At 39.3% G+C, this 12,054-nt stretch carries 12 protein-coding genes; 9 read left to right on the top strand and 3 right to left on the bottom strand.

The features are described from left to right. Positions 1 to 9: 9 nt before the first annotated feature. The 6 genes from HUW48_RS08020 (at position 10) to lepB (ending at position 4,932) form a co-directional block, all read left to right on the top strand. Positions 10 to 693, top strand: coding sequence for a metal-dependent hydrolase (locus HUW48_RS08020; RefSeq protein WP_182415183.1), 684 nt, complete (start codon positions 10 to 12; stop codon positions 691 to 693). Between the two features lie 20 nt (positions 694 to 713). After that, on the top strand, positions 714 to 1,493 hold the full coding sequence (locus HUW48_RS08015; protein ID WP_182415182.1) for a ParA family protein: 780 nt from the start codon (positions 714 to 716) through the stop codon (positions 1,491 to 1,493). A gap of 67 nt (positions 1,494 to 1,560) precedes the next feature. Further along, the gene (locus HUW48_RS08010) at positions 1,561 to 2,478 is read left to right on the top strand and encodes a ParB/RepB/Spo0J family partition protein (protein ID WP_182415181.1); all 918 of its coding nucleotides are present in this window, start codon (positions 1,561 to 1,563) and stop codon (positions 2,476 to 2,478) included. Positions 2,479 to 2,480: 2 nt separating this feature from the next. After that, positions 2,481 to 3,107: a DUF5683 domain-containing protein gene (locus HUW48_RS08005; RefSeq protein WP_182415180.1), complete on the top strand. Its 627-nt coding sequence runs from the start codon at positions 2,481 to 2,483 to the stop codon at positions 3,105 to 3,107. After that, positions 3,104 to 3,820: a 4-hydroxy-tetrahydrodipicolinate reductase gene (dapB, locus tag HUW48_RS08000; RefSeq protein WP_182415179.1), complete on the top strand. Its 717-nt coding sequence runs from the start codon at positions 3,104 to 3,106 to the stop codon at positions 3,818 to 3,820. The genes HUW48_RS08005 and dapB overlap by 4 nt, the downstream gene beginning before the upstream one ends. A gap of 17 nt (positions 3,821 to 3,837) precedes the next feature. Next, entirely contained in the window at positions 3,838 to 4,932 is a 1,095-nt protein-coding gene (gene lepB, locus HUW48_RS07995) for a signal peptidase I (protein WP_182415178.1), read from the top strand. Between the two features lie 80 nt (positions 4,933 to 5,012). On the opposite strand, the gene ung is transcribed toward lepB, so the two are convergent. Then, positions 5,013 to 5,678: a uracil-DNA glycosylase gene (ung, locus tag HUW48_RS07990; RefSeq protein WP_182415177.1), complete on the bottom strand. Its 666-nt coding sequence runs from the start codon at positions 5,676 to 5,678 to the stop codon at positions 5,013 to 5,015. A gap of 112 nt (positions 5,679 to 5,790) precedes the next feature. Between ung and apaG the strand changes: the two genes are divergently transcribed. Next, entirely contained in the window at positions 5,791 to 6,177 is a 387-nt protein-coding gene (gene apaG, locus HUW48_RS07985; protein ID WP_182415176.1) for a Co2+/Mg2+ efflux protein ApaG, read from the top strand. A 13-nt stretch (positions 6,178 to 6,190) separates the two neighbouring features. Then, positions 6,191 to 6,976 carry an O-methyltransferase gene (locus HUW48_RS07980; RefSeq protein WP_246343776.1) on the top strand — a complete coding sequence of 262 codons (786 nt, stop codon included), beginning with the start codon at positions 6,191 to 6,193 and terminating at the stop codon, positions 6,974 to 6,976. Here HUW48_RS07980 and kdsA read toward each other — a convergent pair. Next, positions 6,973 to 7,785 carry a 3-deoxy-8-phosphooctulonate synthase gene (kdsA, locus tag HUW48_RS07975; protein ID WP_182415175.1) on the bottom strand — a complete coding sequence of 271 codons (813 nt, stop codon included), beginning with the start codon at positions 7,783 to 7,785 and terminating at the stop codon, positions 6,973 to 6,975. The two genes, HUW48_RS07980 and kdsA, sit on opposite strands and share 4 nt — an antisense overlap. Before the next feature lie 545 nt (positions 7,786 to 8,330). On the opposite strand from kdsA, the gene HUW48_RS07970 reads away from it, so the two are divergent. Then, positions 8,331 to 9,305 carry a hypothetical protein gene (locus HUW48_RS07970; RefSeq protein ID WP_246343775.1) on the top strand — a complete coding sequence of 325 codons (975 nt, stop codon included), beginning with the start codon at positions 8,331 to 8,333 and terminating at the stop codon, positions 9,303 to 9,305. Positions 9,306 to 9,380: 75 nt separating this feature from the next. Here the strand turns inward: HUW48_RS07970 and cphA are convergent, their stop codons facing one another. Next, positions 9,381 to 12,005 (bottom strand): cyanophycin synthetase, encoded by a 2,625-nt coding sequence (gene cphA, locus HUW48_RS07965; protein WP_182415174.1) that lies wholly within the window; start codon positions 12,003 to 12,005, stop codon positions 9,381 to 9,383. Positions 12,006 to 12,054: the final 49 nt, after the last annotated feature.

Raw genomic sequence — 12,054 nt, 5'->3', positions numbered from 1 at the left:
CATTCCATCATGACCGTTACGTATCTGGGACATTCGTGTTTTTTATTTGATTTTAATGGTATTAGAGTACTTACTGATCCATTTATTACGTATAACGAACTGGCAAAATCCATTGATAAAGAGAGCATTACCTGCGACTTTATTTTGTTATCGCATGGTCACCAGGATCATATGGCCGATGCCGAGTATTTTGCCAAAAAAGATAATGCCACCCTGGTAGCTATATACGATATTGCCGAGTGGTTTAAGAATAAAGGTATTGAGAATTTAGTACACATGAATATCGGGGGTAAAGCTCCTCTATCGTTTGGTACTGTTAAAATGGTAGCGGCTGTACATTCCAGCGTATTGCCCGATGGCACGTACGGTGGTAATCCGGCGGGCTATGTTGTTCAAATTGCTGATAAAGTAATTTACTTCGCCGGTGATACTGCTCTTACCTACGATATGAAAATAATTGCCGAAAGATACGGCAAAGTAGATGTAGCTTTTTTACCTATCGGCGATCGTTTAACCATGGACGTAGAAGACGCCTTAATAGCTGCCGAATGGGTGAACACAAGTAAAATTATAGGAATGCACTACGATACTTTTCCTATTATACAATTAGACAAAGAGCAGGCCTTAAAAGCAGCTCAACAGGCAGGTAAAGAGTTAATTATACCTGCCATTGGAGAAACCATAACTATTTAAGTTTAGGAACAACGCATAAAATGGGAAAAATAATTGCAGTAGCCAACCAAAAAGGCGGGGTAGGCAAAACCACTTCCGCGATTAACCTGGCGGCCAGCCTGGCAGCGTTGGAATACAAAACCTTATTGGTTGATGCCGATCCACAGGCAAATGCTACCTCCGGTATTGGATACGACCCGAAAGATATTTCTACCAGTATTTATGAGTGCATGGTAGACGGATTAAATGCAGCCGATATTATTATATCTTCTTCTATTAATTTTTTAGATTTAATTCCTTCGCATATTGACTTAGTTGGGGCTGAGGTAGAGATGATTAACCTGCCAAACCGCGAGGAAAAAATGAAGGAAGCATTAGCACCGATTAAAGATAAATACGATTTTATCATAATTGATTGCTCCCCTTCGCTGGGTTTAATTACCGTAAATTCACTTACTGCCGCTAACTCGGTTATTATTCCGGTACAATGCGAATATTTTGCCCTGGAGGGTTTAGGTAAGTTGTTGAATACCATTAAAATTATTCAATCGCGCTTAAATCAGGAACTGGAAATTGAGGGCATTTTGCTTACCATGTACGATGTACGGTTGCGTTTATCAAATCAGGTAGTTGAAGAGGTAAAGCTCCATTTCCAACAAATGGTTTTTGATACAATTATTCCGCGTAACGTTAAATTAAGCGAATCTCCGAGCTTTGGCTTGCCGGCTATTATGCACGATGCGGATAGCAAAGGAGCCATTAGTTACCTGAACCTGGCACGAGAGATTGTGGAAAAAAATGCGGTGGTTCAAGCACGATAATGTACTGCTACCTGTTATTAAATTTTAGCTTTTACCGGAAAGCAGTTTCAAAATTGCAATTATTCGAATGTCCGAAAATAAAAATCAAGTAAAGAAAAAAGGAGGATTGGGCCGGGGCTTAAACGCTCTAATTACTGGTAGCTATGACAGAAAAGAAGAAGTTGCCAGTAGTACCGAGGTTGCACCCGTAAACGCTATTGATGAGATTTCTTTAAATTCTATTCAGACAAACCCTTTTCAGCCCCGTACTCATTTCGATGCGGAAGCGTTAGAAGAGTTGGCCGAATCCATTAAAATCCAAGGCATTATTCAACCTATTACGGTTCGTAAGTTTGATGATAATACGTACCAATTAATTTCGGGCGAACGCCGCTTGCAGGCCTCCAAATTAGCTGGTTTAAAAACTATCCCTGCTTTTATTCGCCAGGCCAATGACCAGCAAATGCTGGAAATGGCATTAATCGAAAATATCCAGCGCGAGAATTTAAATGCTATTGAAATTGCGCTTTCTTACCAGCGCTTACTTAGTGAGTGTAATTTAAAGCAGGAAGAATTAGGAGACCGGGTTGGCAAAAAGCGGACTACGGTTACTAATTACCTGCGTTTATTAAAGCTTCCACCGGATATTCAAATTGGTCTGCGGGATAATCAAATCAGCATGGGCCATGCCCGGGCATTAATCAACATTTCTACCGTTGAAAAGCAACTGGAAGTTTATAAACGTATAATTGCCGATGAACTATCGGTGCGGAAAGTAGAGGAACTAGCCCGCCACTTAAACAACGAATCCAATCAGGCATCTAAAAAAGAAGAAAAGCCAGTACCAACACCCTCGGGCGAGATAAAAAATGTAGAATCCCGTTTATCTACGCATTTCGGGACCAAAATTCAGGTAAAATCAAATTCTAAAGGAAAAGGAGAGATTAAAATACCTTTTGTTTCCGTTGAAGATTTAAACCGGATTTTGGAAATTTTAAATTATTAAATATGGCTGTTGCTCACCTGAGAGTTTTTCTTCTGCTGGCGCTTTTATGCTCCACTTGTATTTCCAAAGCTCAGGTAATTACTACTGGCAGCGATTCTACAGTGGTGAGCACCACTACTACTAACGATACCCTTTCTACGGGTATATTTGGCAGCTTGAAAAGCTGGGATAAGCCTTCCCGGGCAGCTTTATATTCCGCTATTATTCCAGGTGCCGGTCAATTTTACAATAAAAGCTATTGGAAAATACCTGTGCTTTATGCGGGAGGTGCTGTACTTGGGTACTTTTTACAAGACAATCATAAAAAATACCTTTTGTATCGTTCATCATTAGAAATTCTAAATGCGGGAGGGGAAGATAGATTTGCTAAACAGATACCGGATAAAACTCAACGATTTCAAAGCTTATCAAGAGCCGTTCAAAATTTTAGACGGTACCGGGATTATAATATTATTTTTGCTATCCTGTTGTATGGACTTAATGTAAGCGAAGCCTACGTAGATGCTCATTTAAAAGGCTTTGATATAAGTGATGAGTTATCTTTACGTATCGAACCTTCTTTTCTAACCGGTCCAAGCTATGGAGTTACACCCGGAATTTCGGTGAGATTAAATTTTAAAAAACAATGAGAATACTATTAATTGGCTACGGTAAAATGGGCCACACGATTGAACATATTGCTACGCAACGGGGGCACGAAATAGTTGGTATTATTGATGTAACTAATACCCATACTTTAAACCAGTACAATGGAACAAATGTAGATGCAGCTATTGAGTTTACGCACCCAGAATCGGCCTTTAAAAACGTATATTATTGTTTAAATAATAAAATTCCGGTAGTTTGTGGCTCTACAGGTTGGTTAGAACATTTGGGTGAGGCTAAAGCTATTTGTGAAACCAAAAACGGAGCTTTTTTTTATGCCTCTAATTACAGTATTGGAGTTAATTTGTTTTTCCATTTTAACGAATACTTAGCCTCTAAAATGCAGGCTTACCCTGATTTTAAAGTTTCGGTTAAAGAAGTGCATCATACCCAAAAAGTAGATAAACCGAGCGGCACGGCCATTACTACTGTAGATGGAATTTTAACTCAATATCGGGATAAACAAGGCTGGATATTAGCACCGGAAGAAGCAACAAATAAAATTACTATTTCCTCCGAACGGATCGGAAATGTGGTAGGAACCCACGTGGTCCGTTACCAATCGGAGAATGATACCATTGAACTAATGCACGATGCGCACAGCCGGACCGGCTTTGCCGAAGGTGCCGTAATGGCCGCCGAATGGTTACAAAATAAAAAAGGCGTATTTGGAATGAAAGATATGCTAAATTTGTAAGTTACAATATCAAACGTATGAATATCAAGATTTTAACGAAACCTGAAAGAAAAACAAAAAAGCAAAAAAGCTTCTTTCGGGAATGGGGCGATGCTATTTTATTTGCGGTAGTAGCAGCTACTCTAATCCGGTGGGCTACTTTCGAAGCGTATACGATTCCTACTCCTTCCATGGAGAAATCGCTGTTAGTAGGGGATTATCTGTTTGTGAGTAAGTTACATTATGGCCCTCGTACCCCGCGAACTCCCTTGCAGGTACCGCTTACCCATCAAACTATTTGGGGAACCAGCATTCCTTCTTATTCCAGTGCTATTCAGTTAAAATCGCACCGGTTACCTGGTTTTTCTTCAGTAAAAAATAACGATGTGGTGGTATTTAATTATCCCCCGGAAGATCAATACCCCGCCGACTTACGCACTAATTATATTAAACGTTGTGTTGGCATTGCGGGCGATAAAGTAGAAATACGCGATATGGAGGTTTACGTAAATGGTACCTTAGCCACTAAACCTGAAAAGCTGCAGTACAGTTACTATTTGGTTACAGATCAGGCCATAAACGAAAAAACCTTCGAGGAATACGACATTACGGACATTAATATGGTGCAAGGTGGATACATCGTACATACAATGCCCGAAACCGCCGAAAAATTAAAAACCTTAGGTTTTATTAAGGAAGTTCAATTATTAAAAGATCCGGTGGGAGTAGCAGACCCAAGTGTATATCCCAATTTGCCTTCACGGTTTAAGTGGAACAAAGATAATTACGGACCGATCCAAATCCCGAAAGAAGGCCAAACCATTACCCTCGACTCCATGACAGTGCCTCTTTACGAAACAGTTATCCGGAAATACGAAGGCAATGAAAACGTAGAAGTACAAGGAGATCAGGTTTTTGTTAATGGTAAAGAAATTAAAACATATACCTTTAAGCAAAATTACTATTTTATGATGGGTGATAATCGCCATAACTCGGCAGATTCACGCTTTTGGGGTTTTGTTCCGGAAGATCATATTGTAGGTAAAGCAGTTCTTATCTGGATGTCGGCCAATCCAAATGGTGGCATAGGGGGTAAAGTTCGCTGGAACCGTATCTTTAATATTATTCATTAATAATTAGATAAATAGAAAACAAAAAAGTACTGGCTTTAGTCAGTACTTTTTTGTTTTTAGTTACTACGGTTAATTAATTTTTACCAGTCTATTTCGGCTAAGCCATGTTCTTTTAAGTAAGAATTAGCCTGGCTAAAATGCCGGCAGCCGAAGAAACCTTTGTCAGCCGCAAAAGGCGATGGATGAGCCGCTTTCAGAATGCAATGCTTTTTCTTCTGCTCAATAATTACTCCTTTCTTTTGCGCGTAGGCTCCCCAAAGCATAAAAACTAAATTATCCTTTTTTTCTGATACTATCTCTATAACGGCATCCGTAAACTCTTCCCAGCCTTTTTTCTGATGAGAACCGGGCGTATTTGCCCTTACCGTTAAAGTAGCATTCAGCAACAATACGCCTTGTTTCGCCCAGCGTTCCAGATTGCCACTCTTCGGAATAGACTTGCCTAAATCATCTTGTATTTCCTTAAAAATATTGCGTAAAGAGGGCGGTATAGCCACCCCATCGTTCACTGAAAAAGCCAGCCCGTGGGCCTGTCCAGGTCCATGATAAGGATCTTGTCCTATTAAAACTACTTTTACCTGATCAAAGGGGCATTTATCAAAAGCATTAAAAATCTGGCCGCCTGGTGGGTAAATGGTATGAGTGGCGTATTCTTCCTTTACAAATGAAATAAGCTTTTTAAAATAATCTTTCTCAAATTCTGGTTGCAGTTCATTTTGCCAACTTTTTTCTATTTTAACGTTCATACAAGTATGCTTTATGATTTTACTTTTAAACAGTATTTTTTTACTATTTTCTTGTTTTACAAAAACTATTGCCTAAAATTGAATGTTAATTACCAACAAAAGCGCTCGCCATATGGATACAACCACCACAGAAGGAGTAAAAATAACGGTTACTACCAATTATTTACCTGATTATTCCAGCCCTTCGCAGCAGCATTTTGTTTTTGCTTACAAAATTATTATTGAGAATAACAGCGAGTTTACCGTAAAGTTACTAAGACGTCATTGGTATATTTATGATTCTAATGCGGTTGTACGCGAAGTAGAAGGAGAAGGTGTAGTAGGTCAGCAACCGGTGCTGGAACCAGGCGAATCGCACGAATATGTATCGGGATGTAACTTAAAAACCGGTTTAGGTAAAATGCGCGGTACTTACACCATGGAAAGACTGGTAGACGGAAGTTTGTTCACCGTGAATATTCCGGAATTTGTGTTAATTGTACCTTATAAATTAAATTAGTTTTACCTTATTCGTGTTTGTAATCCGGCTGGTATATTATTATGTAATACATTTAATTAAATCTACCCGGTTACATGGTATTCACTCCCCCTTCGTTTTCGATTTATATAACCGGGTAATTATTCATACCGGCTCTTTTAGTATTTTTCCGGCCATCGAGAAAATACGTCAAAGTCTTTATAAAAATAACAAGCAGGTATTAATTACCGATTTTGGTGCGGGTTCCCGTACCCAAAATACGCGCACTAAAACCATAAGCCATATTGCCCGTACGACGGCCAACCCTCCCCGCAGAGCGCAATTACTTTTTCGTCTGGTCAATTTTCAGCAACCAGTTACCATTTTGGAAATTGGCACCAGTTTAGGCCTTACTACTTCTTATTTGGCAGCAGCTAAAAAGAAAGCGCAGGTATTTACATTAGAAGGCTGCTCTCCATTGGCTCAGCAAGCTGAATTAGTTTTTAAAAAACTTCAACTCAAAAATGTAGAAGTAATAACCGGCAACTTTGATGAAACCTTACCAATTGTATTAGCTGGTTTAAATACCGTAGATTTTGTTTTATTTGATGGTAACCATCGTTACGAACCCACTTTACGTTATTTTGAATGGTGCCTGACAAAGTCCACCGAAAACAGCGTTTTTGTATTTGATGATATTTACTGGTCAAAAGAAATGCAGCAAGCCTGGAAACAGATTTGTAAACACCCCGAAGTGATGATATCTATTGACTTGTTTTATTTAGGATTCATTTTTTTTCGGAAAAATCAACCGAAACAGCACTTTACTATTCGGGTTTAAGTTGTAATGGCTTGTCTGATTCTTAACAACTTTTCCAGTAAACCTTCTAACTGATCCAGTGGTAGCATGTTTGCTCCATCCGATTTGGCTACTCTGGGGTTAGGATGGGTTTCAATAAATAGCCCGTCGGCACCAACGGCAATAGCAGCTTTAGCAATTGTTTCAATTAAAGCAGGTTTACCACCCGTAACGCCAGAGGTTTGATTGGGCTGTTGCAACGAGTGGGTTACATCCATTACTACGGGCACCTGGTAGGCTTTCATAGCTGCAATATTCCGAAAATCTACAACCAAATCAGAGTAACCAAAAGTATTACCACGATCCGTTAAAATAACGTTCTGGTTACCGGAACCTACAATCTTATCAACGGCAAATTTCATGGACTCACCAGAAAGGAACTGGCCTTTTTTAACGTTTACAACCTTTCCCGTTTGGGCAGCGGCTACCAGCAAATCGGTTTGCCGGCACAGGAAAGCCGGAATTTGCAAAACGTCTACGTATTCCGCCGCCATAGCTGCCTCATCCGTTTCATGAATGTCCGTTACGGTAGGCACCTCAAACTCCTGACTTACTTTTTGCAAAATACGCAAAGCTTTTTCATCGCCAATACCCGTGAAAGAATCTAATCGGGAGCGATTTGCTTTTCGGTAAGAACCTTTAAAAATCCAGGGTATTTGCAGTTTATCCGTTATTTTCTTTATTTTTTCTGCTATTTCAAAAGCTATATCTTCTCCTTCAATGGCACAAGGTCCCGCCATCAAGAAGAAATTATTAGAATTAGAGTATTTTAATTTTGGAATAGATATCATTTCCGTGTTCTTTATTTCAGATAAAAAATAATGAAGTATTCTTACCAGCAAAGATATTTAAATATATTCGGTACAAGCCTTTCTGCAAACAAGTATTTCTCTATTAATAAACTTACACCTTTACGCTTTAATTAAACTTTATTTTAAAGAATTAGAATAAATATTTAAGCCACTTATCTAAGAATTAATAATGATGGTATCGTTTACTAAAAAATAGATAGAAAGTAATTTCAATGTATAGCAGAAAGTATAATGTATAGGCTTTTCCTATTAAATACTCCTGATTTACTTCAATTAAAATTTAACATTTTCTTGTCTAAAACTGAATAAACTTGCTGGGTATAGTACTAAAGCAAGATTCATTATTCCTTAAATTTTTACTTAATCTCTTCATCTTATCTTCAAGTGGCAAGGTTATTGAACCAAAATAACAAAAGAGAAATTTTTGCTATTACTACCTGATCTATCCTCCGAAGTATTTTTGAAGGATATTTGTATTCGAATGATATAAGATTATTTTTGTATAACTTGCATAATTTTAACTAATGGAACAGAAAACAACGAGCAAAATGGCAGGAACTTTACCCGATGGAAATAATCCTAACAACAATCGAAAATTGTTAGTAGTGGGGTTAATTATTGTGCTGTTAACTATTAACGGCATTCTCTTTTACATGCAACACCAAAAAACTCAACAGGTAGAAGAAAAAGAAGAAATTATTCGGGTAAAAAACAGCGAACTTGAAAACCAAATTAAGGTTTATGAGGCGCTGAAAGCTGATTTTGAACGTCAGAGTCAGGAATTGCAGGCTTTAGGTCTCGCCAACGATTCGCTCGAATCCCGTATTGCTTCTATTAATGCCGATTTAACTAAACTGCAATCTTTCCGGAACAGTTCTTTTAGTTTACAGGATCAGCGCTTGTTTAAAGCCCGGGCGGCTAACCTCGAGAATCAATTAAGGCAGAAGAATGCCGAAATTGCTAAATTGAAAGAGGATAACCAGGTTCTGTACGGCGAAAATACTCAGCTTAAAACCACCAGCACTCAACTATCAGATACTCTTAAAACATTAAAATCTACTAATACTACTTTAACTGAAAAAGTAGCTTTAGCATCACGACTAGAAGCCGAAAATATTCAGGTTAATATTATAAACAAACGTGGTAAAGAAAAAGAAGACAATGATGCCGAATACCGGGCTAAAAGGGTAGATAAAATTAAAGTTTCTTTTAAGCTGGCTAAAAACGATGTTGCTCCAAAAGAAGGTAAAGAAATTTTGATGCGGTTAATTGAACCAGACGGTGCCGCAGTTTATAATTTAGCTACAGGTTCTGGTACATTTATGCTGGACGGACAAGAAACCTTCTTTACGGCTAAACGCGATATAGTATATGATAATACCCAACAAGCAGTTTCGTTTATTTACTCTAAAGGGGCTGCTTATAAGAGGGGAGCGCACACCATTGAACTATACGCCGATGGTGTTTTGATTGGTAAATCGTCTTTTACCTTAAAATAAATACAAGCTTAATTTAAAAAGAAGGGGCCGGACAAATTATTTTGTCCGGCCCCTTCTTTTTAATTCTACCAGGAATTATTCCACTAATACCCGGCGATCCTGGATAACTCTAAAATTTTCTACCATTTTAATGGCTTCGGATATTTCCTCGGAGAAAATGCAAATAAAAGAATCACGGGTACCATTCTCCAAGGCATAAGCAATCGCCCGCATTTCTTCTGGTATTACTTTTACGTCTTTTTCTCCGGAGTAATTTATTCCTTGCTTAAGATGATATAAAATTTCATCTGGATTTGCCCCGCGTAAATCTTTATCCTGCCGAATAATTATTTCATCGAATAATTCTCCGGCCAACCTACCTAACTCCCTGGTATCTTCCGGACGCCGATCCCCTACTCCGGCAATGATACCTACTTTGCGGGCAGCTTGCGTATTGTTTAAGAACTCACCAATAGCTTTTAAACCGGCAGCATTATGGGCATAATCTACCAATACCTCGAAGTTCGGAAATTTAAATAAATTCATCCGGCCAGGTGTTTTAGCCGGCGATGGAATAAAGGTTCGCAAGGCAGTTTTTATATCATCAACGGCTACATGCGATGCGTAAGCAGCTAAAATGGCGGCTAGTACGTTTTCAATGTTAAACCGAGCTCTACCGCCAAAAGTTAAAGGTATATCTGCTGCCCGGTCTATCCGAATTTTGTAACTGTTTTTAAATATGGAAATGTAACCGTTTTCAAGTACTGCGGCTAAACCTCCTCTGGCAATATGTTTTAAAATGCGGGGATTGTTCTCATCTAAGCTAAAGTAGGCGACTTTACAACTAAGTTCTTTACCCATAGCGTAAACTAAGTTATCATCGGCATTTAAAATGGCGTATCCATCTGGGTTAACTGTTTTGGGAACTACAGCTTTCACACGAGCCATATCCTCCAAAGTATGAATATCTTTAAGCCCTAGATGGTCGGCGGCCACATTGGTTACAATGCCTACATCGCAATGTTGAAAACCCAGGCCAGAACGTAGCATTCCTCCGCGGGCACATTCCAGTACCGCAAAGTTTACCGTAGGATCTTTTAAGACAAATTCGGTACTAAGAGCGCCGGTCGTATCGCCTTTTTCAAGCAACCGGTCTTGAATGTAAATACCATCTGTAGTAGTAAAACCTACCTGGTAGCCACACGATTTTATTATATGCGCAGTTAAACGGGTAGTAGTAGTTTTACCATTTGTACCTGTAACGGCAATAATAGGGATCCGGGAAGGGCACCCCCGGGGAAATAACATATCTATAACTGGTTCGGCTACGTTGCGGGGTAAGCCTTCGGTAGGCGAAATGTGCATCCGGAAACCAGGTGCCGCATTTACCTCTAATACCGCCCCACGCGCTTCGTTTAAAGGAATAGCAATATCAGTTGTCATTACGTCAATACCGCATACATCCAAGCCAATAATTCCGGCTATCCGCTCGGCCATTAGCACATTATAAGGATCAATAATATCGGTTACATCGGTGGCAGTACCACCCGTGCTGATATTAGCCGTGCTTTTTAGATACAATATTTCGTCGGCTGGCAGTACCGATTTAGTAGTTAAGTCTTTATCTCTTAAAATAGCATTGGTTTGTTTATCTACTTTAATTCTGGTAAGAACTTTTTCGTGGCCTACTCCCCGCCTTGGGTCTTCGTTTACTTTATCTATTAACTCCTGAATAGTAGAAATGCCATCTCCTACTACCATGGCCGGTGTACGTTTAGCCGCCGCTACAAATTTTTTATTTATTACTAATAATCGAAAATCAAAACCTTCGATAAACTGCTCCACAATTACGGCTTCCGAATATTTTTGAGCTTCGTTCAAGCCTTTTAAAGCATCTTTCCAATTTTTTATGTTAATGGTTGCTCCTTTGCCGTGGTTTCCATCCAAAGGTTTTGTTACAATGGGGTAACCCAGTTCAGCCACGGCTTCTTTCAACTCGGCAGCATCGTAAACCGTAGTGCCCCGGGGAACCGGCACCCCTCCTTCCCGAAGCATATCTTTTGTGGCATTTTTATCCCCCGCTAACTCAGCGGCAAAAACCGAAGTGCGGCAGGTCATTGTAGCCTGAATGCGTTTCTGGTTAACACCATAACCCAACTGAATAAGGGAATTTTTATTTAAACGAATATAAGGGATATTCCGGCTTACCGCTTCTGACACAATGGAATAGGTACTCGGGCCAATGTGCTCATCTTCCCGGATTTCGTGTAATCGATCTACATCCCGTTGCAGGTTGTATTTAGTACCTTTAATTAAAGCTTCGGTAATCTTAACCGCTGCTCGTGCGGCATATTCACCTGCCCGCTCCTCGCTGTAAGAAAATATTACGAAATCTTTGTCTTTATCCGGTGAGGGCATAGTCCTACCGAAACCACAATCCATTCCGCCCAAGTTTTGCAATTCCAACGCAATGTGCTCAATAACATAGGTTATCCGGACACCCTCGCTTACTAATTTAAAAAATCCGCCTTCTACTCCTTCCGAACCCCGGTGTTCATATAAACCCGGAAACATTTGTTGTAATCGGTCAGCAAATCCAGGTATGTTGCTGGTTAACACTCCACTATATTCGTGTAAAGCAATTTTTAAAACAATAATTTTAGGATGTTTAACGGACCAATAATTAGGACCACGCATGATCCTTAAATCGACGATTTCCATGAATGGGAATATTTTTACAATTATGATTATATAGCCGAAATCTGTTGGT

Origin of the sequence: Adhaeribacter radiodurans (genome assembly GCF_014075995.1) — a bacterium.
GTDB lineage: Bacteria > Bacteroidota > Bacteroidia > Cytophagales > Hymenobacteraceae > Adhaeribacter > Adhaeribacter radiodurans.
Note: the sequence above shows the minus strand (reverse complement) of the source record. Positions and strands in the feature narration are given on the sequence as shown.